Origin of the sequence: Klebsiella sp. 10 (genome assembly GCF_018223925.1) — a bacterium.
In the GTDB taxonomy this organism is placed as follows: domain Bacteria; phylum Pseudomonadota; class Gammaproteobacteria; order Enterobacterales; family Enterobacteriaceae; genus Klebsiella; species Klebsiella pneumoniae.
Genome location: NZ_JAGRRB010000018.1, coordinates 161,275 through 187,366, shown reverse-complemented (window position 1 = coordinate 187,366; position 26,092 = coordinate 161,275). Strand labels below are relative to the sequence as shown.

Below are 26,092 nucleotides of genomic sequence, written 5' to 3'. Positions count from 1 at the left end.
GTTTTCACTGTTAATCATGCCGCCTGGGGAAACCCCGGCGGCATTTTTTATGCCTTCGGCAAGGCCAGGCCGTGACGCCGCTGCTGGCTGAGTTTACGGTACTGCTGCGGCGGCATGCCCACGTAGCGGGTAAAAGTGCTGTAGAAGCGACTGCTGGAGCGAAAACCGGCGGTAAGGGCAATATCCAGGATGGTCTTGTCGGTATCGCTCAGCAGCGCCCGCACATGATTGATACGCATGGCGGTAATGTACTGCTTCATGGTCTGCTGCATCACCCGCTGAAAGACCCCCATCGCATAGTTCGGGTTGAGCTTCACGTGCTCGGCAACGGCATTGACGGTCAGCGCCTGGTCGTAGTGGGCAGCGATAAACTCCAGCATCTGGCTGACATAAAACTGCGCGTGGCGCGAGACGCTGTTCTTGTGGGTGCGTGAGGTTTTATTGACCAGAATCGGCAGCCAGCCGGCGAGGCTCAGCCGCTTCAGCATCAAGGCGATTTCATCGATCGCCAGCTGGCGTATCTGTTCATTCTCGTGGCTCAGTTCCTGCTGCCAGCGGCGCACTTCGAAGGCGCTCAACTGCTGCGCAGCGAGGGATTTAATCACCATCCCATGGGTGACGTGGTTGATAAGCTCCCGGTCCAGCGGCCATGAGAGAAACAGATGCATCGGTAGGTTGAATATCGCCATCTGCTGGCAATCGCCGGGGCGGGTCAGCTGATGCGGCGTACAGGCCCAGAACAGAGTGATATAGCCTTTCTCAATGCGCACCACTTCGTTATTAATCAAATACTCCACGTCGCCATCGAACGGCACGTTAACCTCTACCTGGCCGTGCCAGTGGCTGGTGGGCATGGCGTGCGGCGGGCGCAGTTCGATATCCATACGCTGATACTCGGAGTAGAGCGCCAGCGGGCTGCGGCTCTGCTTTTCGTCGCTGCTGCACATAAAGGGATCGGGGGGCAGAGAGGTGAAGCGGTGTTCCATCGTTAGCGTATTCCTGAATTGTCAGAGTGGCTGCATTTTTCGCCAGAGCTGACGACAGCTTAGCGGAAGAATCGGCCCATTTTCTCTCCTTTTTGCTCAATCTGTTCCCGAAATCTCAGATTTTGTGGCGCTTAATGGCCGATCTGAGCTTTCGGGAATGCTCCGGCGGGAACAGGGCAGCGCAGCGGGGAGCGGCGTGCCACTCTGCAAGTGTTCAATGACCTGATGGAGAGTGCGTGATGTCTGCCCCAAAAATTACTTTTATCGGCGCCGGTTCGACGGTGTTCGTCAAAAATATTCTCGGTGATGTTTTCCAGCGCCCGGCGCTGAAATCGGCGCATATCGCGCTGATGGATATCGATGAAACCCGGCTGGAAGAGTCGCATATCGTGGTGCGCAAGCTGATGGATTCCGTGGGCGCGAACGGCGAAATCAGCTGCCACCGCGACCGGAAAACCGCCCTGCAGGGCGCCGATTTTGTCGTCGTTGCCTTCCAGATTGGCGGCTATGAGCCCTGTACCGTCACCGATTTTGCAGTCTGCAAGCGCCACGGCCTGGAGCAGACCATTGCCGATACGCTGGGGCCGGGAGGCATTATGCGCGCGCTGCGCACCATCCCGCACCTGTGGGCTATCTGCGACGATATGAGCGAGGTCTGCCCGGACGCCACCATGCTTAACTACGTCAACCCGATGGCGATGAACACCTGGGCGATGTACGCCCGCTACCCGCATATCAAGCAGGTTGGCCTGTGCCACTCGGTGCAAGGCACAGCGGAAGAGCTGGCGCGCGACCTCGATCTCGATCCGGCGGATTTACGCTACCGCTGCGCGGGGATTAACCATATGGCGTTCTATCTGTCGCTGGAGAAAAAGCTCGCGGACGGCAGCTACGTCAGTATCTACCCCGACCTGCTACAGGCCTACGCCGACGGGCGGGCGCCGAAACCGAACCTGCACGGCAACCCGCGCTGCGAAAACATCGTCCGCTATGAAATGCTCAAAAAGCTGGGCTACTTCGTCACCGAGTCCTCGGAGCATTTCGCGGAATACACGCCATGGTTTATCAAGCCGGGCCGCGATGACCTTCTCGCTCGCTATAAAGTGCCGCTGGATGAATACCCTAAACGCTGCGTCGAGCAACTGGCCAACTGGCATCAGGAGCTGGAGAGCTATAAGCGCGGGGAGCGCATTGAGGTGAAACCCTCCCGCGAATATGCCAGCACCATCATGAACGCCATCTGGACCGGCGAGCCAAGCGTGGTGTACGGCAACGTGCGCAACGATAATCTCATCGACAACCTGCCACAGGGCTGCTGTGTGGAAGTGGCCTGCCTGGTGGACGCCAACGGCATCCAGCCGACCAAAGTGGGCGCGCTGCCGGCGCATCTGGCGGCGCTGATGCAGACCAATATCAACGTGCAGACGCTGCTGACGGAGGCGATCCTCACTGAAAATCGCGATTACGTCTATTACGCCACGATGATGGATCCGCACACCGCCGCGGTGTTGGGGATCGAAGAGATCTACGCGCTGGTGGACGATCTGATCGCCAGCCACGGCGACTGGCTGCCGGCCTGGCTGCACCGTTAATCCTCTTATGCCGCCGGGGGCAACGAACCCGGCGGTGCCTGTCACGCTCTATCAAACGCTAAAGGAGGCGCTGGCGACAGCGACCTGGACCCTATGAGTATTTCAATGACAACAAAGCTCAGCTACGGATTTGGTGCCTTTGGTAAAGATTTCGCTATCGGTATCGTCTACATGTACCTGATGTATTACTACACCGATATTGTTGGCTTATCGGTCGGGGTGGTTGGCACCTTGTTCCTGGTGGCAAGGATCCTCGATGCGATAGCCGATCCGATTATGGGATGGATCGTTAACTGTACGCGGTCGCGATGGGGAAAGTTCAAACCGTGGATCCTGATCGGCACGATAACCAACTCGGTGGTGCTGTATATGCTGTTCAGCGCCCACCATTTCAGCGGCGGGGCGCTGCTGGCGTGGGTGTGGCTAACCTACCTGCTGTGGGGCTTCACTTACACCATCATGGATGTGCCGTTCTGGTCGTTGGTGCCGACCATTACCCTCGATAAACGCGAACGCGAGCAGCTGGTGCCTTACCCGCGCTTTTTCGCCAGTCTGGCGGGATTTGTCACGGCCGGCGTCACGCTGCCGTTCGTCAACGCCGTCGGCGGCGCCGATCGCGGTTTCGGTTTTCAGATGTTCACTCTGGTGCTGATCGCCTTCTTCGTCGTTTCCACCCTCGTCACCCTGCGCAACGTGCATGAGGTTTACTCCTCCGACAGTGGTGTGAGCGAAGACTCCAGCCACCTCTCACTGCGCCAGATGGTGGCGCTGATCTATAAAAACGATCAGCTGGCCTGCCTGTTAGGCATGGCGCTGGCCTATAACACGGCGGCGAACATTATCGCTGGCTTTGCGATTTACTACTTTACCTACGTGATTGGCAGCGCGGAGATGTTCCCGTATTACATGTCCTACGCCGGGGCGGCGAATTTGCTGACGCTGATCCTGTTCCCACGACTGGTGAAAGGGCTGTCGCGGCGCATTCTGTGGGCGGGTGCTTCGATCATGCCGGTGCTGGGCTGCGGCGTGCTGTTGCTGATGGCGCTGGGCGGCGTTTACAACATCGCGCTGATTTCGCTGGCCGGGGTGCTGTTGAATATCGGCACCGCGCTGTTCTGGGTGCTGCAGGTTATTATGGTGGCCGATACCGTCGACTATGGCGAATATACGATGAATATCCGCTGCGAAAGCATCGCCTATTCCGTTCAAACGCTGGTAGTCAAAGCCGGTTCGGCGTTTGCGGCCTGGTTTATCGCTATCGTGCTCGGTATCATCGGTTACGTGCCGAATGTTGTGCAGTCGCCCCACACGCTGCTGGGGATGCAGGCGATTATGATTGCGCTGCCGACGCTCTTTTTTGCTCTGACGCTGTTTCTCTATTTCCGTTATTACAAACTGAATGGCGATATGCTGCGACGGATTCAGATTCACCTGCTGGATAAATATCGCCGGGTACCGGAAAATGACGTCGAGCCGGAACGGCCGATTGTGGTACCCAATCAGGTGTAAAAAGCGTGCGAAAACCGCTGACGAAAGAGGGGAGGGATGCTCTCTTTTTGAGCAAAAAACAGTGTCTTAAAAAGACAGAAAGAGAAAACTGTAGTTCTCTATTTTATCTCAATTATTTCTCTTTTTGAGCGTTCTGGACTGTTTGTTTCTCCGATTGTTCTCAAATAAAACTCAGAATTGTCTCTTTTTCGTGCTCTTGCGCTGCTTTTTAACTCTTGCTACTCTTTTTGGGTCTTACATTTTTCTCTTATTTGTCTCAGTGATGGAGCAATGCAATGCGCATTTTTATCGATGATGGTTCAACCAATATCAAAATGCTGTGGGAGCAAGATGGCGAAACTTTCACCCATATCAGCCCCAACAGTTTTAAACGCGGCTGGTCTGCCACCTTCGGTTCGGGGAAGCCTTTTAACTACACGGTGGATGATGAAAAGTACTCATTCGACCTGATCACTCCCGATGCGCTCCCAACCAATAACATTGACTGGCAATATAGCCCGTTGAACTCCATCGCTGTCCATCATGCGCTGCTGACCAGCGGTCTTGAGCCACAGGATGTTGAAATTGTGGTCACCCTGCCGCTGACCGAATTTTATGATGAAGATGCGCAATATCGCCTCGACAATATTGAGCGCAAGAAAAAGAGCCTGCTGCGCGAAGTTAAACTGAATAAAGGCGTGGTGTTCAATATCACTAAAGTTACCGTGCGCCCGGAATCGATTCCGGCGGGCATTAGCCTGTGTGATGAGCTGAAACCGTCGCATTCGGTGCTGATTATCGACCTTGGCGGCACCACGCTGGATATTTCAATGGTCGCCGGGCAGATGACCTCGGTTTCGCGCATTTACGGCGACCCGAAGCTGGGCGTATCGCTGGTGACCGACGCCGTTAAGCTGGCGCTGGCCCGGGCGAATACCGACACCTCTAGCTATAACGTCGACCAGATAATCATCAACCGCCACGACGAAGAATACCTGACCGACAACATCAACGATCCGGATGCGGTTTCTGAGGTGAAGAAGGTGATCAATAACAGTATCGAACGTCTGACCACGCGTGTCCTGACGGCCATCGATAGCTTTAAAGGCTATTCGCACGCGATCGTCATTGGCGGCGGCGCGCCGCTGGTTGCCGACGCCATTCGTGAACGGATGGGTCTGCGCGAGGATCGTTTCGTGGTGGCTGAAGAGCCGCAGTTTGCCCTGGTGCGTGGTCTGAAAATTATTGGTTAAGGAGCGTCTATGACTCTGGATCGCAGAAAAGTGCTGATTTACCTGCGCCCGGATATCAGCGCCAGCGAGCGCTTCGCGGACGCAAAAATTGAGGCCCATCACCGTGGCGACCGCGGCGATATGTCGCGTACCGCGCTGCTGGCGGGGCTAGCGTTAGGGGAAGTCGATAGCCGCTTACCGTCGATGCTGGCGGCGCTGCTGGCGGAAGATACTAAACCGGAAACGCTGCGTAAGATGCTGGCCTCGTTCCTTGAGATCCAGCCGGCCTCTCCCGCCCCGGCAGCCGCGCCAGCAGCCGCCCCGGCTAAGGCGCCGGAGCCGCCCGCGCCGGTGAGCGAGAGCGTCTCCGCGCGTAATCTCGCCGGTTCGTTACCGGATTAAGCGCTATTCCCGGTTTGCGCGACCCGGGAAACTCCCCGGCTTGCGCTGCGCTTAGTTTGTAGGCCGGGTATGGCGTAGCCGCCATTCGGCAAACAGGCGGCTCCCTGGCTGGGGTCATGCCCGGCGGCGCTACGCTTGCGCGGGCCTACGGATCCAGTGTAATGGTGGGTCCAGTACCATTTGTAGGCCGGGTAAGGCGTAGCCGCCACCCGGCATACAGGCGGCTCCCTGGCTGGGGCCATGCCCGGCGGCGCTACGCTCGCGCGGGCCTACGGATCCAGTGCAATGGTGGGCCCAGTGCCGTTTGTAGGCCGGGTAAGGCGTAGCCGCCACCCGGCGCGAAGACGGAACGCCACGACCCGGGATGTCGCCCCTATCCGTGGGCGAGGAAGCGCGCCAGGCGCTGCTGCAGCAGGCGATTTTCGCGGGTCAGCCGCGCGTTCTCATCCAGCAGGGTCAGCGCCACCGCAATTCCCGGCCAGTCCAGCTCCAGCTCGTTACGCAGGCGTACCGCGCGATGCACGATCGTCACCGCGCTGTCGTCGAACAGCCAGGTGTCCGCCTGCGGCTGGTGTGGCTCAATCATCCCTAAGCCGACGATCTCCGTCAGCTCCTCTTCCGACACCCCGGTACGCAGGCACAATTCGGTAATGGTAAACGTCACTGTTACTGTAGCCATCAGGCTTTCCCCCATGTCTTACGCGGATCGAAGCTGGCTTCGGCGGCGGCCAATTGTTGCCAGAGCTCACGCGCTTTTTCATCTGGTTTTGGCGGCATCACTATTTTAATAACGGCGAACAAATCGCCGGTGTGGGTTTTGCTCACGAGTCCTTTCCCTTTGATACGCAGTCGCTGCCCTGCCTGACTGCCCGGCGGCACCGTCAGCAGAATGCTCTCTTTCAGGGTGGGCACCGTCACTTTCGCGCCCAGCGCGGCCTCCCATGGCGCCAGCGGCAGGACGATCTCCAGGTTATGACCGACAATATCGAATAGCGGATGCGGGGCGATGTGGATAACCAGCCACAGATCGCCGTTCGGGCCGCCATTCTCCCCCGGCGTCCCCTGGCCTTTTAGGCGGATACGCTGACCATCGACTACCCCGGCGGGGATCTTCACATTCAGCGTTTTCGGCGTTTCGCTTTCGATCATGCCAAACACGTTGTACACCGGCAGGTTATAGCTGATGGTGCGCGTCTGCTCGGCCAGCGTCTCTTCAAGGAACACCGCCACTTCGATCTCCAGATCGTGGCCGCGCGCCGCGTGTTGACGACGACGCTGATGCGCCTGCTGGCCAAACATGGAGGAGAAGATGTCGTCGAAATCTTGCTGACTGTAGCTCTGCTCGTGGGTCTGTCGCTGGCGACCGAAGCCGGGATCGTTGCGATGCTGCCAGAGCTGATCGTATTCGGCGCGCCGTTGCTCATCTTTCAGGACTTCCCAGGCTTCGGCGAGATCCTTAAATTTGGCTTCGGCATCGTTTTCTTTACTGACGTCGGGGTGATATTTGCGCGCCAGGCGGCGGTAGGCGGTCTTGATGGTTTTCAGATCGTCGGTTGGTTGCACCCCGAGAATGGCATAATAATCCTTCAATTCCATGATTTTTTCTCATCTATGCTCAGTGCGGTGGTTACATATTCCCTGGAACAGGCGTCAGTATAAAGCGTAGGGCAAATGCGCCCTGACGGGGAAGAAAAGTGGCGGAAACTTGACGCCGTCGGGGTCGACGGCGCCGTGGATAAGGTTAGTCTTTCGCCTGCGGCCGTGGGCGGCGGCGCCATCCGGTGAATAGCACCAGCAGCGCGCCGACGGTGCCAGCCAGGCGCGCGGTGCCCTCGCCGGCGCTGGGAAACAGCCGGCGAATGGTAGGGTCGCTGACCAGCATTGACCCGGCAATCCAGCCGATGAGCATCCCGCCCAGCAGCACCACCGCGGGAAAGCGGGTGAGCAGGACCAGCACCAGCTTGCTGCCGGCGACAATAACCGGAATGCTGATCGCCACGCCGAGGGCGACCAGCGCAATGTGCCCTTTCCCCGCAGCAGCTACCGCCAGTACGTTATCCAGCGACATAATCACATCGGCAACGGTGATGGTGATCGCGGTGCGCCACAGGCTGCCAGAGCTGCTAACCTCGCTCTCTTCTTCCTCATTCCTGACCAGCTTGATGCCAATCCACAGCAGGAGCAGCGCGCCGACTATTTTCAGCCACGGCAGCGACAGGAGATACAAAGCGATCGCCAGCAGCAGAACGCGCGCCAGGATGGCGCCCACGGTACCGATGATGATCGCTTTGGTGCGTTTCTGCGGCGGCAGTTTGCGGCAGGCCATGGCGATCACCACGGCATTGTCGCCACCCAGCAGTAAGTCGATGGCGACAATCTGCAGCATAATCACTGCCATGTCCCATTGTTGAAGAAATGCATACATATCGAGAGAAACCACCTGAAAAAAGAGCAAGAAAAACCGCTGCGCAGGGTACTCCGCCTGGGCCGCGTTGACCACTGGCGCAGACCTGCGCTATCGCGCGGGAAAGAGAGAGCCTGAAAAATAAAGTTACGAATCAAGGCGCCGTTGGGCAAGGCTTCGGCGAAAAAGGGTGATATTTTGTCACCCAGACTCACCTGCCGTTCACTTATCGCAAGGATCCCCACTATGTCTGGCCACAAGAAATACCTCTCTGTCGCCCTGCTGAGCGCTGTCTTACTGCCGGCGATGGCCTCTGCCGCTGACGCGCCGGCGACTTTCACCCCGGAACAGGAGGCGAAAATCGGCAAAATCGCCGCCGACTATCTGGTTGCCCACCCGGAAGTCCTGCTGCAGGCGAGCCAGAAACTGCAGCAAATTCAGGCTGAGCAGCAGGCCAGCGCGGCCACTCAGGCGGTGCTGAAGAACGCCGCCGTGTTGACCCAGGATAAAAATACCCCGACCTACGGCCCGGCCAACGGCAAAGTCACAGTGATCGAATTCTTCGACTACCAGTGCGTCTACTGCAGCCGTCTGGCGCCGGTGATGGAGCAGGTGATTAAAGCGCACCCGCAGACCCGCTTCGCCTTCAAAGAGTGGCCGATTTTCGGCGGCCGCTGGGAAAGCTCGCTGGAGGCGGCAAAAACCGGCCTGCAGATCTATCAACAGAAAGGGGCGGATGCCTATCTGGCCTACCATAACGGGATTTACGCTACCGGCCATAACGAAGGCAAGCTGACGACGGCGGATATCCAGCAGCAGGCGAAGAAAGCCGGCTTCGATGCGAAGAAGGCCGCCGACGTCGAACCGGTGCTGCAGAGCATAAACGATCTGGCGCAGGAGATTGGTCTGAGCGGCACGCCGGGCGTGATCGTGATGCCGACCACCGGCGCCACGGAAGCCAGCATCACCGTCTTCCCGGGGCTGGCAGACAAAGCCTCGCTGGAAGCCGCCATCAAAAAAGCCGGCGGCTAATCCCCGGCGTATTACCTGTCCAGGCCGCCGACGGCGGCCTTGCTCTCATGCGTCATCGCTCTCTTCCTGCGGCGGCGGTAACGCGTGGCTTTTTAAATCAATAATCTGCCCGATTTGATCGTGGTAAACGGTGAGCAAATTATAGCGGCTCATCTCCGAGATAATCTGCGGCGCGACGTTAAAGCTGCTCGCCAGCTCATCGTCGCGCAGAGCGAGCACCGCGGTATGACGCCGGGTACGGGCGCGGCGCCGGTTGTAGTGATACCAGAGGATCAACAGCCAGCCGTTCAGCGCGGCAATCAGCAGATACACCAGCGCCGTATTCAGGGAGTCCATCAGCGATTCCCAGCGCGGAGAGGGCGGCGCGATGAACTGCATCAGCAAATTGGCGTACAGAAAGAACAGAAAACCGAGCCAGGCCAGCAGCGTTAAGCCGGCGTCGACCAGCCGGGGCAGCACCCGATGTTCGGTTAAGATGAGCGTATTTTCATTCATCACAGGCTTCCTTTTCCCCGGTCCGGGCTCACCCAGCGCGCGCGGGAACGTTGACGTTTCACCATCACTTTCGGAAAAGCGACCAGCGTGGTCAGCAGGCCGATCATCCAGTAGACCATCGGGAACCAGATCACCCAGAACAGCGATTTGGCGACCTTTTTCTCATAGCGCCGCTCGATATACAGGCTGGCGACGAACTGCAGCAGGCACATCAGGCCGAGCAGCATGCCGGTGAATTCCGGTGGAAACAGGCTATGCACCGCCAGATTGTCAGGCAGCGGCATCAGGCGGCTGAGGATAAACAGCAGAATGGTGATCGCGTAGGCAAAGGCCCACAGCGTGGAGCAGGCATACTCCAGAAACAGCGGCCACATCCGGTGATGCTGCCAGTGAAACAGGCGGCGCAGATTGACCAGAAAGACTTCGGCGCCGCCCTGGGCCCAGCGCAGACGCTGCTTCCATAACCCTTTGAGGGTCTCCGGCATCAGGATCCAGCACAGCGCTCGCGGCTCGAAAAAGATGTCCCAGTGGCGGAGCTGAAGCTTCCAGCTGATATCAATATCTTCAGTGATCATATCCGGGCTCCAGTAGCCGACGTCCGCCAGCGCCTGGCGCCGGAAGGCGGCGATTACGCCGGAGACGGTAAAGACCCGGCCATAGATCCGCTGCGTCCGTTTGATAAGCCCAATGATCGACGAGAACTCCCCAACCTGAATGCGGCCGATCAGCGTGGATCGGGTGCGGATCCGCGGATTGCCGGTGACCGCCCCGACGTGCGGATAATGGATCAACGGCGCGACCAGCCAGGCCGCGGTATCCCGGTCCAGCAGGGCGTCGCCATCGATGCAGACCAGCAGATCGCCGCGGGCGGCGGCGGCGCCCGCTTTGAGCGCCACCGCTTTTCCCTGATTGGCGGCCAGATGGATCACCCGCAGCCTCGGCTCCTCCTGCGCCAGCTGCTGGAGCACCTGGGCGGTGTTGTCCGAAGAGCCGTCGTTAATCGCGATCACTTCAAGATTGGCGTAACGCTGGGCCAGCGCTGCGCTGATGGTTTCCCGGGCGTTTTTCTCCTCGTTAAAGCAGGGGATCAGGATCGAGATCAGTGGATTGCCCGGCAGCGTCGGCGGCGGGGTATCCTCCCCCCACGGCCAGTGACGTTCCAGCTGAAACCAGAAGTAGAGACCCCCGGTGATCCACAACACTGACATAAACAGCGGCCAGAAAAAGACAAAGTCGAGGATAAGCTCGCCGGTAAATACCGCTGCGACACCTAACGGCAGCCCGAATACGAGGCATAAAATGCACAATGCGATAATGCGATCAGTCATGGTCAGGGTACCACCAGGAAGAAAATTGCGGCCTGATACGAGAGATATCAGGCTGGTTGTTAATAAAATCGTCAGGGTAGTAGCCGTAGTTTTTGACGCCGTTCAGCCGCAGCAAACGCATCCAGTCCGCCAGCTGCTGGTCGGGAATGGCGTTTTGCTGGCGTCGATTCCAGTCTCTGGCCTGCAGTTCAAAGATGGTTTTCTTCAGCGCGCCCGGGTGGCGGGCGACGGCCTGCACCAGCCGCGTCAGCCAGGCCTGGCTGGCGTCGATCGGCACGGACTCCATCAGCGGCATCGCCATGGGGACCGTCCAGTCATAGGCGGCAAGGAAATCATCCAGATTCTGCGCAAACCAAGCTTCGCTTTGCGGCTCCAGGATCGGCAGGGCGAAGAGATTACGCGCCGTTTTCACCTGCGGGCCGCGGATGGCCTGCACTGCCTGGCGTAGATCCAGAGTGAAGCGGGTCAGGGTTTGGCTTTTGAAACGCATCCATGCCTGGCGCTCTTGCGGACGTTGGGGCACCGGGGCGGCATCGTGCGCCATACCCGTCTGCCGCCAGGCGGCGACCGCCTCCGGGCTCACGTCTTCAAAATCGGTCAGCACGGCGTCGTCGTGAAACAGGATCCCGCTGAAGCTGGCGTGTCGGGCCAGATCTTCGTAGATGTCGGTGATCTGCTGGCGAACCCGGGGATCCCAGGGCGACAGACGGACGTACGGCTGGCGGGCAAGTAACGCCTTCCCGGTTTGCGGATCCCAGCGCTGAACGCGCGGCAGATCTGAGGCAAGATCGAAGGCCAGCACCGGCATCCAGGCATAAACCTTCACATTGCCGCGGGTCTGCAACTGCCAGGAGACGAAGTTAAACAGGTCGGCGCGCATCGGCAGCCAGCGGTTGGGGAAATAGAGCGACTTGACCGTGCCGTCGCCCTGCGGGTCGGAGAAGGCCTGCAGAAAGACGTGGCTGATTTTCATGTCATAGACGCGCTGCACCAGCTTATCGATATTCTTTGCCTGCTGGACGGGATTGGGGTCATAGACATAGTCCAGATCCACATGCATCACCCGAACAGGATCGGCTTCCTGAATCTGGGTCACGGCGCTGGCAAAGGCCTTGAGCGACGGGTTACCGGCGATCAGCAGGCGTGGAATATTGTCCAGATCCTTCACGTTGCCCAGGCCGTCGTTCAGCGTAAACGCCAGCTGATACCCTTGCTGTTTGGCGATGGCCAGGGTGCTGCCGCTGGCGGCGCCGTAGGGCCACACCCAGGCGCGCGGCGTTTTCCCGGCAACCTCATGGATTTTCGCCGTCACTTTCTGCACGTCATCGGTCATTCGCCGGGTAAACTGCGCGTCGCTTTCATAGCGGCCGGTGGTTTTATCCCAGCCGCGGTTGGCGGCGGCAGGCTCGCGGCTGCCCTGCGGATTGGCCGGCAGACCGTAGTGCGAGGCCCAGGTGTGCGCGCCGATCTCCACCAGCGGCGAGCGGCTGAGCTCGCGCACCATCTCCCAGGTAGCGAAGCGCTCGCGCGGCGTCATCAGGCCGCCAAAATTAACGGGCTGACCAGCGGGAGTGTCCACCCAGCTGCCCACCGGCGCCCATAGCGCCGGGACGTTCCAGGCTTTAAGCAGCGGCCATACGCGGGTGTAAAAGCTGCTGTAACCATCGTCAAAACTGAGGAGAAAAGCCTTGGGCGGCAGCGACTTTAAGCCATAATGCGCATCGAGAATGTCCTGAACGCTAATCGCATGGTAGCCGTTATGCAGCAGCCAGGCGATCTGCTCATTGAGTGCGCTGGTGCGCACCGAAAGATAACGCTGGTCGGCGGCATCGTCTTCGACGTCATGGTAGGCCAGCACCAGAAAGCGATCCGCCGGCCAGGGTTGATTGGCCTCCAGTTGGGGGCGCTGCTGCGGGGCGAGGAAGGGGACTTCCTCAGCACGCACGCTGAAGATAAGGCACAGCCAGATGAGAAGCATCAGGCCGTTGCGCAGGGTCGTGTTCAGCATGGTCATCCTTAAAACCGTATATTTGCATCAAGAGTGATGGCGAGGTTGTTTTCACGTTTGCCGTCGTAGGGGCGCTTATCCCAGTTCAGCATCACCCCGGTGTCGACGACGTTGTTCCAGCGCAGGCGCTGCCCGTAACCCAGCACCGTGATCGCCCCGGCGGCGTGATTTTTTTGCCAGTAGCTGCCGCCGCCGGCGAGTAACTGCTGGCTCCAGACGGTGTCATAGCGCTGGTAAAGCGTGTGATCGACGGCCAGCGCCGCGGTGGCGGCGAGGTCCCGTGCCGGACTGTAGTAGGCGGTGTCGGTGCGGCTATTGGCGCTGGCCGACAGACCGGGCTGCAAATCCAGCGTTAACCATGGGGTTTGCCAGAGGCGTTCTTTACCGGAGAGGGTGTACTCCTGGCGGCGGTTGCGATCGGTAAACCGGCTGGCGGCCGCGCTGAAGCGGTACTCCCGGCGTTCGTTTGGAGACCAGCGCAGCCAGCCTTCGCCGCGGTTGGCGCTGACGCCGTTGCGTAACGCGCGCAGCGGCGTCTGCTGCGAAATCCGCTCCAGTTCGCCGCCCAGCTGCCAGCGATCGCTAACGTCATGGGCGGCGGAAAGGCGGACGCCGGGCTTGTTCTCGCCGTGAAAATTGACGCTGGAGAGCTCAAGCTCGCCCCAGTAGTCGCGCGGACGCCATTCAACGCCAGCGAACAGCTGGCGACGGCTGCCTTTCCCCTCTTCAAAATTGCCTTCAGCGAAGCGGTGCCCGCCGAACAACCGCCAGCTGTCGGCTAGCGGCGGGCTGTAGATCGCCGTCTCAAAACTGAGGTCGTGCGTGCCGCTCACCGGGTTGTCGGAATGCAGCCCTTTGCCAACGCTCAGGCGCAGCTCGGAGAGATGATGGATCTCGCGCGCTCTGGCCAGGCGCTGGGTGTTCAGATCCCGTGGCGAGCGGGCGACGACGTCGTCAGCCAGCAGATCCATTTGCCGCCACTCCTGCAGATCGAGGGCGACCCAGGCCTGCTGGCGCTCCAGCTGCAGGCTGGCGGGTTCCAGAGATTCCGCCGCTTTTAGCTGGCGTTCGGCTGCCCGTGGCAATCCTCTCTCCTGCAGAAGGGCGGCATAGTCTATCTGCACGCCCTGGTTTCCAGGGGCCGTCGCCGCCAGGCGCTGCATTCGGGCTTCGGCCTGCGGCAGGTCGTTGGTAGCCGCTAAATAGTGCACGTTAAGCGACTGTGCGGTGAGCCAGTCGTCGTTCGGCTGCGGCGTTGGCGAGCCGTAGAGACGACGGATGTAGGGCGCATTCCTGGTGAGGCGGGCGACATACCGTTGCGCCGCCGGGTACTGACCGGTGTCCAGCAGAGCGTAGAAAAGCTCGTGTTCCTCATTCTGTTGGCTTGTCAGCCACGAAGGATGCTGGTGGATAAGCGTCAGCGCAGGCTCAATTTGCTTAAGAGCGATAAAAGAGGAGATGACCCAGCCGATGGCCCAGTCGGGAACGGTCTGCTGCTGCGCGATCAGGCTTTGGTATTCGCGGATGACCTGCGCGTACTCGGCGCTGGCGTACAGCGCGCCCAGACGATCAATACGCGCCCGGATGATGTCGGGCGCAGCCTGTGGGTCGGGGTGCCAGGCGGCGATCATCGCGTCATACTGCGTGAGCGCCGTGCGGGCCAGCGCGTAACGCGCCTTTTCTTCGCGGGAAGGGGTATCGGCAAGGCGCACCAGTTCGGCGGCGGCGTTCAGCTGCAAGTTACGCTTTTCCGCAGGCGTCAGTTCGACGCTATTCGCCAGGCCGAGAGCAGGGGAATCAATCCGGTTGCGGGTCAGGGTCGCCATCAGGCTGGCCAGCGCGGTTTTGTTTTGCGGTTCACGATCGAGGATCTGCGTGTCCACCAACAGCTGGTCCCAGCTTTTGCCCAGCCGCAGGTAGACATAGGAGAGCGTCTGCAGGTGCGCAACGCTCGCCTGCTCCGCCACCAGGCGACGCGCTTCGCTGAGCGCCTCGCCGTCCTTGCGGGCATCGGCGAGCGTTTTGATATAGCCGATACGATAGTCGTCGCTGCCAGGGGCCTGGCTGAGCGCCTGCTGCCAGAGGGTGAGCGAGGTTTGCCACTGCTTCTGGTTGCGCAGGGCCTGCGCCGCGGCGGCGGTGCCCCGTGCGGGAATCGGCATATAGACCTGGTAGCGTCGCCAGACTTTCACCACTTCATCGTCCTGACCGGCCCAGAGGGCCACCTGCAGCCAGTCCGCCACCTGAGAAGGGGTTAAGGCATGCCGCAGCTGGTACTGCTGAAGGTAACTGAGAAAGGGGGCGTACTGGCCTTGGCGCGCTTGCAAGATTTGCTGGTCATAGAGCGAATCCGCTCCCTGAACCAGCGCCGGGAAGAGCAAAAGCAAGCCGATTGATAGCGAGAGTTTCGTGTTGCGATTAAACAATAACGTATTTGAATAAGGTGATCTTTCCATTTCTATTTGCCATATGTTCATCAAGAATCCATTGCACAACACGACCGTCCTTTGACGGTGAGTTAAAGGATGAGGATGGTCCCATTTAGCTGACTGGCACTGCAGGTGAATGACCTATTGCAAACTAATAAACATATCTCCTGTTGATAAATGAATGGGTAATTTATACCCGATACGGCAACCGATAAATATGGATAAATTATGGTCTGCGTTTTAAGATAATTCTGTAAAATCGACTTCATTCGAACGGAAGTGTTCAAGTTGATTTCTTTAACCTACTGATATAAATAAAAAAGAAAGTCAGGTGGAATTTTGTTTAAAAATGACGGTGTGACTTATATTTGGTTGGGGTTAGAGTTTTTTAGGCAATATTTAAGATGATTTCTGACAAAAATTCTCAATAGCAAAAAAAGCATCTTTTCTGTGGATTTTTTTTATTTATAATCAATCTGTTTATTTCCTGTCAGAACGCAAGGAGGGTTTTCACAGCCAGATTCAGATGCCGCGCTAATGATAAATCACAGGTCTCGTTATTTTCACCGCCATGCGAAGCGTTCCATAGGGGGAGGGAAAACGTCTGGTTGACGAGAATTTGTTGATTAAATGTTAAAGGGACGATTTGTGGCAACTTTAATGATATTGGTTACCCAGGATTACTATCTTTTTCAAGGTGTTAAGAATTTTTTTCCTGATATCATTCAGTTAGATTCTAGCGGAAAAGCGATTTTAGATAATGAGGTTGATGAAGTCTCTCTGCTGGTTGATAGCCGCTCGCCGCTTTGCCATTACGATTATCTCGTGCTGGCAGCGGCGAAATCCAGAAAGCGAATATGTTGTATCGTCCTCGATATGCGCCATCGGGAAGAGCATTTACTGAGCCTGAAATCGTTTTTAAACATGTCATTATCACCCGCGGATATGGCGACATTATTTGGCCTTTTTCTGGAGATGAATAGCAAGCGTCTGACCAAAGAGTGGTTTGACGATCTGCGCTTAAGTTTGTCTGAACAGTTAATGTTACGTTTACTCACGGCGGGGATGACCATGGAGGAGGTGGCCGTCAATCTCAATACGTCGCTAAAAAGCCTTTACCGCAAGCGTACTGCGCTTTATGAGCGGTTGGGGTTAGATAATTTTAATGAAGCTTGCTTATTTATCTTTCGAAATAAGCTGCTGGAGCAGACCGAACGTTCGTTATGAAGCTTCGCTGTACAGAGAATGGATGTTATCGCAAGGTATTTGTTGACGAAAATCTAATAAATTAAATAGATATTGATAGGTACAACCGTCGATACCCGGCGGTATCGATGATGGCATTCGGCATATAATTCCGGAGCTCTTTGGAAGTATTTACCGCCAATGCGGTTTGCTATGCACAGCGATTATTATAATGAATATATTCCTTGCGCCGCACAGGAATAGTTTTGTCATAAATTAACACTACCATGGTATTCCGACTCACGTGTCGGAATACCATGAGATATCGTGAAAGCATCAGAGGAGCGAGGTGGATGAGAATAAGGGACAGTATTGCTGAGCGGTTAGAGGCATGCGGGCTCTACCGTCGGGCGGCATCCAGATGGATTGAGGTGATGCAGCGTTGCCTGGGCGATGAGGACCGAGAGTGGATCCGTCATCATCGCAATCAGTGTCTGAAAAAGGCGCAACGTCCGCCGGCGCCGAAAGAGGAGTTTGCCGACCTCCACCAGGCGGCGAAAGAGACTCAATATCGTATGGGCATTGCGAAGCCCTATGGCGAAGCATTCAGGCTGCCCGGCAAAGGGAAAACGGCCGCCGAGTAATGCCTTTCTTCACGACGTTTGCCTGACGGCTTCGCCTTATCCGGCCTACGGGTCCTCCACAGGTTCAAACAGCGCCGGCCCGCGCAAGCGCAGCGCCGCCGGGCGATACACATCAGACACCGTACCCGCGGTTGTGGCGGATGGCGGCATAAATGCCTTATCCGGCCTACGGGTCCTCCAGAGGTTCAAACAGCGTAGGCCCGCGCAAGCGCAGCGCCGCCGGGCGATACACATCAGATACCGTACCCGCGGTTGTGCCGGATGGCGGCATAAATGCCTTATCCGGCCTACGAGTCCTCTGCTGATTCAAACAGCGCAGGCCCGTGCAAGCGCAGCGCCGCCGGGCGATACACATCAGACACCGTACCCGCGGTTGTGCCGGATGGCGGCATAAATGCCTTATCCGGCCTACGAGTCCTCTGCTGATTCAAACAGCGTAGGCCCGCGCAAGCGCAGCGCCGCCGGGCAGCGGGTGATAGAACGGAGTTCGATGAAGAGTCCGGATGCAGAAAAGCAAAAACCCGCCTTTTGGGCGGGTTCTTTAAATAGTGGTGCCCGGACTCGGACTAACGCCGCAGGCGTTGAACAGCGCGCTTGCCGCGCTGGCCCCGAAGGGGTGAGCCGCTGTGCGGCGAATAATCGAACGGAGTTCGATGAAGAGTCCGGATGCAGAAAAGCAAAAACCCGCCTTTTGGGCGGGTTCTTTAAATAGTGGTGCCCGGACTCGGAATCGAACCAAGGACACGGGGATTTTCAATCCCCTGCTCTACCGACTGAGCTATCCGGGCAACGGGGCGCATTAAACCGTAATCCGCCCACCCCGTCAACCAAATTTCTTAAATTACTTATCGATTGCTTATCTTTGCGGCAATTCTGCGTTCAAAGGCGCGTTTTGGCTTAACTTCACTGCATGCCGTTATCGCCCTCGCGGGTTTTCCAGCCGCTGGTAATGGCGATAACGTGGCGTAGTCCGGAGATGAGATAATCGCCAATGACCTCCTCGTCCTCACGCGGCGAGCTCAGGGTAATTTCCGCATCCACGCCGTGGCGATAGGCGCCATGATGGCTGAAAATGGTGCCGATATAACACTTCCCGTTCAGCCAGACCGGAATATAGGCCACCGTCTCATAGATATAGTTAACGGCGACGCCGCTGTAGTAGTTATCCGCCTCGTCAGCGGAGGTGCCCGGCGGGATGGGGCAGATCGGCGCGTCGTTGTCGCTGGCGGGTCTGTCTTTCAGCAGGCTGCCCTGCATTACCTCCAGCGAGCGCAGCAGGTCCGCTTTATCGCCGTCGCTCAGGCTGGGGGTCAGCGGCTGGTCTTTCTCCGGGGAGCGGATGCTGTTCAGCGTATAGCGATAGCGAACCGTCACCGCGGGCGTCTGGCTGGTGGTGCTGAACGGGCGTAGCAGGTAGAGGTTATCTTCGCCAAACTGGCCGTTGTACCACAGGGCATACACCTGGCCGTTGATTTTGACCCAGTGGTTCCACTGGTTAGCCCCGCGGCCATTAATGGAAAAGAGGGCGCCGGGCACCCCGGCATCGAAATCATCACCATTATCACTGTCGCTGCCGTTGACGGCGGCAAAATCATCATCACCTCGCTTGAGCACCCCGGTGTAGCTGAAGAGCCCGGTGCCGCCCACGTAGCTGTCGATGATCAGGTCGCGTTTGCCGTCGCCGTCGAGGTCGATAAGGGTAAAGCTGACTTTGCCGTTTTCTGAATCCGCGCTAATCGAGGAGCGCAGAAACGCCTGCCACTCATCATCGCTGATATCCGGGGACGGTTTACTGGTCGTGATCAGCGTATCGTCGGCGTAAGTGAGCGTGAAGTCGGTAATATGGCCGGTTAACGGAAACTGCTCGGCGATCTTATTCAGCGACAATTCTGGATCGCTTTTTTGCGCTTTCAACACTGTGTTATACAACGTGCGCAGAGCCAGGTTATCCGCCTCTTTCTGCTGCCTGGGGATCACCTGGCTGACAAAGGTCGGCAGCATCCAGGTGCCACCCGGGGTGATTTCCCGACACATACCGGTGCTGTACTTCAGGCTGGGGGTAAAGGTTTTACCATCCCAAACGCGCGTCTCGCCGGTGACGCAGTCGGCCATGCCCCGTTCTTTGTGCAAAAAGACGATAGCGCCGTCGGCGTAGCTGGAGGCCTCGGTAGTGAGCAGCCGCGGTTTGCTCAACTGGGCGTTATCGACCAGCCACAGAGCGTAACCGTCGTTATAGGGCGCTCGCCAGCAGAGCGCCTGCGCCAGAGAATGGGTTTTATCCAGCGCGGTCAGCGTGATCTGGCGATCTGCCGCCGGAATGGCCTGATTCTGCCAGTCGTCGCAGCGCTGGTTCAGCAGCGGCGTCAGGATGGGCAGCAGTTTCTGGCGCTGAAGCATACTCAACGGCACTGGCTGCGCGTTATGGAGAACCGGGGCGGCGATAATTTCCGGGGCGGGAGTGGCTGGCAAAATGGCATCGTCGCCGGCATCGCCTTTATCCAGCAGCGCATCGGCGGTGCCGGTGCGTCGCTGAAACGCATCCATTTTACCCAGCACCTCGCGGCTGCCGGCGCTGGAAAGCGGCAGGTGCTGGCCGTTAAGGGTGAATTCGATTTTGCGCTGATTCGTTAACGCCTGTAGCAGGGCGGTGGTCTGATCGCTGTCGAGGCGAAAGTGGCTGTCGTCGAGAGCGTCCAGCGCGCCAAAATCCCGGTCGTCGATCAGCAGGCTGGCGGTGGAGTCGGCGGGGATATCGTGCTCGATTTGCGCAAAGGTTACCGTGGCGGTGAGGTGCTGTTCGCTGCCCGCGTTGCGGGTCAACAGCACGCTGACCTCACCCATGCGGACGCCGTAACCCGCCGCCCGGCAGGCGCCGGTATTATCGCAGGCGAGCTCCCAGTCTTTTTGTGCAAAGGAAAAACCTTGCAGGGGAGCCGCCAGCAGGGGCGTAGAGCAGAGGCCCAGCCAGGCAGCCCAGAAGAACGCGCGCATATCAATCCCTGTCAGCAATCAGTGAGGGGGAAATTATAGGCGCGACGTGGCGGTTAGGATATCAGAATCAGGTCAAGGCGCCGCCCATACGGCACTGGGCGAAGCGTAGAATATCTTCAGCCAGCCGCCGGGCGGTATCCACATCCGTCTGGCTACGTTTGACCAGCAGACGGCTCAGACAGCCCTCGACAATCAGCTCCATCTGCTTGGCGACCATTTCCGGGTCATCCACCTCCAGCTGAGTCAGCAGCTCGTGAGTGTAGGCCAGCGAAGCCTGCTTCTGCTGTTCCGCCAGCTGGTGAATGGGGTGCTGAGGATCCGGGTAGAAGGTGCAGGCGGCGATAAACAGGCAGCCCGGGTACCGCTGGTTGCTTACGCAGGTGGTGAGTGCGGCATAGCGTGCCAGCAGCTTTTGCTCTGCGCTTAAGGTCTCGTCCAGCAGGAGCTGACGACGCCAGGCATCCACCTGCTGGCTCAGATAGCGAAGCGCGTCGTACAGCAGCGCTTCGCGGTCAGGCCAGAAGCGTTTCAGGTCGCTTGTCGGACAGGACACGCGCTCAGCGACCATCTCCAGCGACGTGTTGGCGATACCTTCAATTTCAAGAATCTTAATGGCTTCTGCCAGGACGTCTTCACGTAGCACGGTGTTCTCCTCCATCTTTCCTCCTAAAGTGTCGCTCACGCTTGCCAATCGCGCAAATGGGCGCTGAATGCCGCGGCATCCATAAAGCCGGTGACTCGCCGCTCAGGCTGTTCCTGACCCTCAGCGTTGAAGAACAGGATCGTCGGCAGACCCAGCACCTGCAGGTGTTTCAGCAGCGCGACGTCTTGCGGGCTGTTCTTCGTCACATCAACCTGTAATAACACGGTGCCTTTCAGCGCCTGCTGCACGTCAGGTGAACTAAAGGTGTATTTTTCAAACTCTTTGCAGGCCACGCACCAGTCGGCGTAAAGATCGAGCATCACCGGTTGACCTTTCGCCTGCGCCAGCGCCTGGTCAAGCTCGGCCACCGAGCTGACGCGGGTGAAAGCCAGGTGCGCCTGCTGCTCGACCGCCGGGGCGCCAAACGCCCAGTCCTGCAGAGGCCGCGCGCTGACCAGCGCGGCGGCAAGCAGAATGATCTGTACCAGCCGCATCCACGGCCGGGTAGCGCCCAGCGAGGTGATAAACGCCCAGCTGAAGAAGGCGACACCGAGCATTGACCACAGCCGTAACCCCCACTGGTCGCCGAGTATGCGTTCCAGCAGGAAGACGGGCAGGGCAAGGATCACAAACCCGAAGGCGGTTTTCACATGGCTCATCCACGGGCCGCTTTTCGGCAGCAGGCGATTGCCAAACACGGTCACAAGGATCAACGGCAGACCCATGCCCAGCGCGTAAAGGTATAGCGTGCCGCCGCCCAGCCACAGATTACCGCTCTGGGCGATATACAACAGAATGGCGCTTAGCGGCGCGGTAGTGCAGGGGGAGCAGATCAGCCCGGCAATAGCGCCCATCGCAAAGACCCCGCCGGGCGAGCCGCCCTGGCGCTTATTGCTGAGCAGCGTCAGCCGGGTCTGCAGCGACGACGGCAGCTGCAGCGTGAACAGGCCGAACATGGAGAGCGCCAGCAGTATAAACACCGCCGACAGGCCGACCAGGACATATGGGTGCTGCAGGGCCGCCTGGAACTGCAGCCCGGCGGCGGCTACCACCAACCCCAGCGCGGTATAGGTCAGGGCCATCCCCTGGACGTAAATAAAGGCCAGCAGCAGGGCGCGCGCGGTGGAAAGCCGCTGTTTTCCGCCCAGCACGATGCCCGAAATCAGCGGGTACATCGGCAGCACGCAGGGGGTGAAGGCGATACCAATGCCAATCAGCAGCGCCCACAGGGCGGTGAAGGGCAGACTAGCGGGGACGTCTGCTGGCGGCGCCATGGCAGGCGCCTGCGGCACGGCGTTCTCCTCCATCGGGCGCGGTTCAACTGGCAGCGGCGGATTGAAGGCCGGGCGATGGTTCAGCGACGACACGGGCGCGGCGGCGGTTGGCTGAGCGTCGTTTGAGGCCGCCTGCACGGCGCTCAGCGGGATCACTTTAGTCTCCGGCGGATAACAGAATCCGGCATCGGCGCAGCCCTGCCAGGTGACGGTGAGAGTAGCCTCTTTGTCCGCCTCCTTCGCCGTCACCGGCACGGTCAGGCGTTGGCGAAAGATCTCGCTTTTGCCGTAAAACTCATCTTCATGCCACTCTCCCGCCGGCAGCGCCGGTTCGTCGATCGTCGCCCCGGCGGCGCTGAAGGTAAACTGTTGACGATAAAGATAATAACCATCCTTGATTTGCCAGCTCAGGTTGACGTCATGCTGTTGCTGCTGAAAGTCAAAGGCGAAAGCTTGATCAGCAGGCACGAAGTTCGAGCGCCCCGGCGCGTCGAATAACCCGGCGGTGGCTGATGTGCTGCACAGCAGCAGGATCAGCGTAATGATGCGGTAAGCCATGAGAGGTAATCGTTGTCTCCATGCGTGACGGGTAGAACCAGCAGTTCTGGGGTTTGATACGGATGGTGTGACTTCAGGCAGTCCAGCAGCGCCTGCTGATGAGCAAGGTCAGTTTTGAGTAGCATCTGCACTTCATACTCCTGCTCGAGTTTCCCTTCCCAGTAATACAGAGAGGTGGCTCCCGGCAGCAGCGTAGCGCAGGCTGCCACCTTTTCCGCCAGCGCTTTTGCCGCCAGATCCTGGGCGGTCGCTTCGTCCGGCGCGGTACAGAGCACAACAACAGCATCAGGCGTAGTCATCATGAACCTCGTATCAGCGAAAAGAGGCACTATAACACGCAAGATGCGGGGATATTAGCGTAACGAGCGGGGAAAGTGAGGGCAACGGAAGGCGGGCCCGTAGTGGGCCCGCCGCCAGCGGTATTTACAGCATAATCCCGCCAAAGATAAAGCCGAGGATCACGCACAGCGTGATAGCGATAACGCCGGGGATCAGGAAGGCGTGGTTAAAGACATATTTACCAATGCGGGTTGAGCCGGTGTCGTCCATCTCTACCGCCGCCAGCAGGGTTGGGTAGGTCGGTAGAACGAACAGCGCCGAGACCGCGGCAAACGAGGCGATAGCCGTCAGCGGGCTGACGCCCAGCAGCAGCGCGGCAGGCATCAACGCCTTGGTAGTGGCTGCCTGCGAGTAGAGCAGCGTGGCGGCGAAAAACAGTACCACCGCCAGCAGCCATGGGTAATTATGCAGCAGATCGCCGGCCACGGCCTGGATGTCGCTGATATGCGCTTTAACGAAGGTATCTCCCAGCCAGGCGACGCCGAGGACGCAGACGCAGGCGCTCATCCCGGACTTAAAGGTGCTGGCGTTGAGCACTTCGCCGGTGTCGATTTTACAGGTGATGCTAATCAGGGTGGCGATGGTCAGCATAAATACCACGATCGCCTCGTTACGCGGCAGCACCGGGTTCTTAATCAGGCCGACGGTATCGCTGATGGCCGTGGCGTAGAACATCACCGCCACGATGCCGATCAAAAACAGCAGGACAGAGCGTTTGGCGTGCGGCTGCAGCTCAAATACCTGGCTGCCGCGCAGTCTGACTTCCCCCTTGGCCAGCCGCTCCTGGTAAACCGGATCGTCTTTCAGTTCGCAGCCGAGGAAGTTGCAGACGATAGCGGTGAGCATCACTCCCAGCAGCGTGACTGGAATACAGATGGCCAGCAGCGTCAAATAGCTAACGCCCAGCGGTTCAAGGATACCTGCGAAAAAGACCACTGCGGCGGAAATGGGCGAGGCGGTGATCGCTATCTGGGAGGCCACCACCGCAATCGACAGTGGACGAGACGGACGAATGCCTTGCTCTTTGGCAACTTCGGTGATCACCGGCAGCGTGGAGAAGGCGGTATGGCCGGTGCCAGCGAGCACGGTCATAAACCAGGTCACCAGCGGGGCAAGGAAGGTGATGTACTTCGGGTGGCGGCGCAGCATCCGTTCGGCGAGGCTGACCAGGTAATCCATCCCGCCGGCGACCTGCATGGCGGCGATAGCGGCAATCACCGCCATAATGATTTCAATAACGTCGAAGGGGATCGCACCCGGTTTAATTTGAAAAATAAGCGTCAGGACAAGGACGCCAAGGCCACCGGCAAAGCCGATACCGATGCCGCCGAGCCGGGCGCCGAGATAAATCGCCAGCAGGACAATAACCAGTTCTGCACCAAACATATATGCCTTCCTTGTTTTTTAACAAGTTGATATTGAATTGTTGTATTTTAGTAAAACCAAAAAGCAAAAAAGGCATGTCATCGCTGACATGCCTTTGAATGACTAACCTGAAAGATTACTGTTCGCTTTCATCGGTATAACGCTTTGCTTTATAAGCGGGATGCATCAGGTTTTGCGCAGAGAAAATATCATCCAACTCCGCCGCCGTCAGCAGTCCGCGCTCCAGCACCACTTCCCGTACGCTCTTGCCGGTTTCGGCACAGATCTTGCCGACGATATCGCCATTGTGGTGGCCGATAAACGGGTTGAGGTAGGTAACGATGCCGATGGAGTTGTAGACGTAGCCTTCACATACCGCTTTATTGGCGGTGATGCCGTTAACGCATTTCTCCAGCAGGTTGTAGCAGGCGTTGGTCAGAATATGAATCGACTCGAACATCGCCTGGCCGATCACCGGCTCCATCACGTTCAGCTGCAGCTGACCGGCTTCGGAGGCCATGGTCACAGTGGTATCGTTGCCGATAACTTTGAAGCAGACCTGGTTGACCACCTCCGGCACCACCGGGTTAACCTTCGCCGGCATGATTGAAGAGCCAGCCTGCAGCTCAGGCAGGTTGATTTCGTTGAGGCCTGCGCGCGGACCGGAAGAGAGCAGGCGCAGGTCGTTACAGATCTTGGACAGTTTCACCGCCAGGCGTTTCAGCGAGCTGTGAACCATAACGTACGCCCCGCAGTCCGAGGTGGCTTCAATCAGATCTTCCGCCGGGACGACAGGTAAGTTGCTTACTTCAGCCAGCTTCTGCACTGCCAGCTGTTGATAGCCGTCCGGGGTGTTGAGGCGAGTACCAATGGCGGTGGCGCCGAGGTTCACCTCCAGCAGCAGCTCCGCAGTGCGCAGAATGCTTTTGGTCTCTTCATTAAGCAGCACATTGAAGGCATGGAACTCCTGGCCGAGGGTCATCGGCACCGCGTCCTGCAGCTGGGTGCGGCCCATTTTGAGGATGTCCTGGAACTCCACGGCTTTCGCCTGGAAGCCTTCGCCCAGCTGTTTAATCGCATCGATTAACTTAAGGATGGAGGCATACACCGCAATGCGGAACCCGGTGGGGTAAGCATCGTTGGTGGACTGGCATTTGTTGACGTGATCGTTTGGGTTCAGGTACTGGTATTCGCCTTTCTGGTGGCCCATCAGCTCAAGGCCAATGTTCGCCAGGACTTCGTTGGTGTTCATGTTTACGGAGGTACCGGCCCCGCCCTGGAAGACATCGACCGGGAACTGGTCCATGCATTTGCCGTTATTCAGGACTTCGTCACAGGCGGCGATAATCGCATTTGCCGCGCTTTTGGGAATGGTCTGCAGCTCCTTGTTCGCCAGCGCGGCGGCTTTCTTAACCATGACCATGCCGCGCACGAATTCTGGTATGTCGCTGATTTTGCTGTTGCTAATGTAGAAGTTTTCAATCGCTCGCAGAGTATGAACGCCGTAGTAAGCGTCCGCGGGAACTTCCCTGGTGCCCAACAGATCTTCTTCGATACGAATGTTGTTTAACATGTGAACCTTCTTTTCAAGCTGCCAATGAATTCACCAAACACACAGAATATCCAGTATTCAGTATATTTTCTGGCCGACGATTATTTCCTTAACCGGCCCGGTGCCCAAGATCATATGCTGATGA

Annotated in this window: 24 protein-coding genes and 1 tRNA gene; 9 read left to right on the top strand and 16 right to left on the bottom strand. The window is 58.1% G+C overall.

Going from position 1 to position 26,092, the window contains the following annotated elements; translation table 11 throughout:
- Positions 1-47 precede the first annotated feature (47 nt).
- The gene (gene melR, locus KHQ26_RS20915; protein WP_020803542.1) at positions 48-986 is read right to left on the bottom strand and encodes a transcriptional regulator MelR; all 939 of its coding nucleotides are present in this window, start codon (positions 984-986) and stop codon (positions 48-50) included.
- A gap of 239 nt (positions 987-1,225) precedes the next feature.
- Here melR and KHQ26_RS20910 point away from each other — a divergent pair, with 239 nt between their 5' ends.
- The 5 genes from KHQ26_RS20910 (at position 1,226) to KHQ26_RS20890 (ending at position 5,700) form a co-directional block, all read left to right on the top strand.
- Complete coding sequence (locus KHQ26_RS20910; protein WP_004186565.1) at positions 1,226-2,578, top strand: alpha-glucosidase/alpha-galactosidase; 1,353 nt, start codon at positions 1,226-1,228, stop codon at positions 2,576-2,578.
- Positions 2,579-2,671: 93 nt separating this feature from the next.
- A complete protein-coding gene (gene melB / locus KHQ26_RS20905) occupies positions 2,672-4,087 on the top strand; it encodes a melibiose:sodium transporter MelB (protein ID WP_004218080.1) in 1,416 nt (471 codons plus the stop codon).
- A 5-nt stretch (positions 4,088-4,092) separates the two neighbouring features.
- Entirely contained in the window at positions 4,093-4,215 is a 123-nt protein-coding gene (locus KHQ26_RS20900) for a hypothetical protein (protein WP_004146677.1), read from the top strand.
- 147 nt (positions 4,216-4,362) lie between these two features.
- Positions 4,363-5,319, top strand: coding sequence for a plasmid segregation protein ParM domain-containing protein (parM, locus tag KHQ26_RS20895; RefSeq protein WP_004177778.1), 957 nt, complete (start codon positions 4,363-4,365; stop codon positions 5,317-5,319).
- Positions 5,320-5,328: 9 nt separating this feature from the next.
- Positions 5,329-5,700: a plasmid partitioning/stability family protein gene (locus KHQ26_RS20890; protein ID WP_004186571.1), complete on the top strand. Its 372-nt coding sequence runs from the start codon at positions 5,329-5,331 to the stop codon at positions 5,698-5,700.
- A gap of 373 nt (positions 5,701-6,073) precedes the next feature.
- Here KHQ26_RS20890 and cbpM read toward each other — a convergent pair whose 3' ends face one another.
- Complete coding sequence (cbpM, locus tag KHQ26_RS20885) at positions 6,074-6,379, bottom strand: chaperone modulator CbpM (protein WP_002885324.1); 306 nt, start codon at positions 6,377-6,379, stop codon at positions 6,074-6,076.
- The gene (gene cbpA / locus KHQ26_RS20880; RefSeq protein ID WP_002885338.1) at positions 6,379-7,296 is read right to left on the bottom strand and encodes a curved DNA-binding protein; all 918 of its coding nucleotides are present in this window, start codon (positions 7,294-7,296) and stop codon (positions 6,379-6,381) included. Before cbpA ends, cbpM begins: the two co-directional genes overlap by 1 nt.
- 75 nt (positions 7,297-7,371) lie before the next feature.
- Here cbpA and KHQ26_RS20875 point away from each other — a divergent pair, with 75 nt between their 5' ends.
- On the top strand, positions 7,372-7,485 hold the full coding sequence (locus tag KHQ26_RS20875; RefSeq protein WP_020802082.1) for a hypothetical protein: 114 nt from the start codon (positions 7,372-7,374) through the stop codon (positions 7,483-7,485).
- On the opposite strand, the gene KHQ26_RS20870 is transcribed toward KHQ26_RS20875, so the two are convergent.
- On the bottom strand, positions 7,442-8,125 hold the full coding sequence (locus tag KHQ26_RS20870) for a TerC family protein (protein WP_020802083.1): 684 nt from the start codon (positions 8,123-8,125) through the stop codon (positions 7,442-7,444). The genes KHQ26_RS20875 and KHQ26_RS20870 overlap by 44 nt on opposite strands.
- Positions 8,126-8,350: 225 nt before the next feature.
- Between KHQ26_RS20870 and KHQ26_RS20865 the strand changes: the two genes are divergently transcribed.
- Positions 8,351-9,136, top strand: coding sequence for a DsbA family protein (locus KHQ26_RS20865; protein ID WP_002885391.1), 786 nt, complete (start codon positions 8,351-8,353; stop codon positions 9,134-9,136).
- A 45-nt stretch (positions 9,137-9,181) separates the two neighbouring features.
- Here the strand turns inward: KHQ26_RS20865 and pgaD are convergent, their stop codons facing one another.
- The 4 genes from pgaD to pgaA are packed head-to-tail and all read right to left on the bottom strand — an operon-like array spanning position 9,182 to position 15,423.
- The gene (gene pgaD, locus KHQ26_RS20860; RefSeq protein WP_004177775.1) at positions 9,182-9,631 is read right to left on the bottom strand and encodes a poly-beta-1,6-N-acetyl-D-glucosamine biosynthesis protein PgaD; all 450 of its coding nucleotides are present in this window, start codon (positions 9,629-9,631) and stop codon (positions 9,182-9,184) included.
- Positions 9,631-10,959 carry a poly-beta-1,6-N-acetyl-D-glucosamine synthase gene (gene pgaC, locus KHQ26_RS20855; RefSeq protein ID WP_002885393.1) on the bottom strand — a complete coding sequence of 443 codons (1,329 nt, stop codon included), beginning with the start codon at positions 10,957-10,959 and terminating at the stop codon, positions 9,631-9,633. Before pgaC ends, pgaD begins: the two co-directional genes overlap by 1 nt.
- Positions 10,952-12,967 (bottom strand): poly-beta-1,6-N-acetyl-D-glucosamine N-deacetylase PgaB, encoded by a 2,016-nt coding sequence (gene pgaB / locus KHQ26_RS20850; protein ID WP_004192549.1) that lies wholly within the window; start codon positions 12,965-12,967, stop codon positions 10,952-10,954. Before pgaB ends, pgaC begins: the two co-directional genes overlap by 8 nt.
- Before the next feature lie 8 nt (positions 12,968-12,975).
- Positions 12,976-15,423, bottom strand: a complete 2,448-nt coding sequence (pgaA, locus tag KHQ26_RS20845) for a poly-beta-1,6 N-acetyl-D-glucosamine export porin PgaA (RefSeq protein WP_074183025.1) — start codon at positions 15,421-15,423, stop codon at positions 12,976-12,978.
- Positions 15,424-16,056: 633 nt separating this feature from the next.
- Between pgaA and KHQ26_RS20840 the strand changes: the two genes are divergently transcribed.
- Positions 16,057-16,623: a helix-turn-helix transcriptional regulator gene (locus KHQ26_RS20840; RefSeq protein ID WP_019704333.1), complete on the top strand. Its 567-nt coding sequence runs from the start codon at positions 16,057-16,059 to the stop codon at positions 16,621-16,623.
- On the opposite strand, the gene KHQ26_RS20835 is transcribed toward KHQ26_RS20840, so the two are convergent.
- Positions 16,618-16,740, bottom strand: a complete 123-nt coding sequence (locus KHQ26_RS20835) for a hypothetical protein (protein ID WP_004146686.1) — start codon at positions 16,738-16,740, stop codon at positions 16,618-16,620. The two genes, KHQ26_RS20840 and KHQ26_RS20835, sit on opposite strands and share 6 nt — an antisense overlap.
- Before the next feature lie 128 nt (positions 16,741-16,868).
- Here KHQ26_RS20835 and KHQ26_RS20830 point away from each other — a divergent pair, with 128 nt between their 5' ends.
- Positions 16,869-17,225, top strand: a complete 357-nt coding sequence (locus KHQ26_RS20830; protein WP_306307224.1) for a PerC family transcriptional regulator — start codon at positions 16,869-16,871, stop codon at positions 17,223-17,225.
- A 712-nt stretch (positions 17,226-17,937) separates the two neighbouring features.
- Here KHQ26_RS20830 and KHQ26_RS20825 read toward each other — a convergent pair.
- From KHQ26_RS20825 to aspA, 7 genes are all read right to left on the bottom strand, one after another.
- A tRNA-Phe gene (locus KHQ26_RS20825) sits at positions 17,938-18,013 on the bottom strand.
- Between the two features lie 115 nt (positions 18,014-18,128).
- Positions 18,129-20,216 (bottom strand): DUF1176 domain-containing protein, encoded by a 2,088-nt coding sequence (locus KHQ26_RS20820; protein WP_004177767.1) that lies wholly within the window; start codon positions 20,214-20,216, stop codon positions 18,129-18,131.
- 67 nt (positions 20,217-20,283) lie between these two features.
- On the bottom strand, positions 20,284-20,859 hold the full coding sequence (locus KHQ26_RS20815) for a transcriptional regulator (RefSeq protein ID WP_004218175.1): 576 nt from the start codon (positions 20,857-20,859) through the stop codon (positions 20,284-20,286).
- A gap of 35 nt (positions 20,860-20,894) precedes the next feature.
- Complete coding sequence (locus KHQ26_RS20810; RefSeq protein ID WP_211777939.1) at positions 20,895-22,691, bottom strand: protein-disulfide reductase DsbD; 1,797 nt, start codon at positions 22,689-22,691, stop codon at positions 20,895-20,897.
- A complete protein-coding gene (gene cutA, locus KHQ26_RS20805; RefSeq protein ID WP_002885422.1) occupies positions 22,667-22,990 on the bottom strand; it encodes a divalent cation tolerance protein CutA in 324 nt (107 codons plus the stop codon). The genes KHQ26_RS20810 and cutA overlap by 25 nt, the downstream gene beginning before the upstream one ends.
- Before the next feature lie 124 nt (positions 22,991-23,114).
- The gene (locus tag KHQ26_RS20800; protein WP_020804229.1) at positions 23,115-24,416 is read right to left on the bottom strand and encodes an anaerobic C4-dicarboxylate transporter; all 1,302 of its coding nucleotides are present in this window, start codon (positions 24,414-24,416) and stop codon (positions 23,115-23,117) included.
- Between the two features lie 115 nt (positions 24,417-24,531).
- Positions 24,532-25,968, bottom strand: coding sequence for an aspartate ammonia-lyase (aspA, locus tag KHQ26_RS20795; protein WP_002885424.1), 1,437 nt, complete (start codon positions 25,966-25,968; stop codon positions 24,532-24,534).
- Positions 25,969-26,092 lie beyond the last annotated feature (124 nt).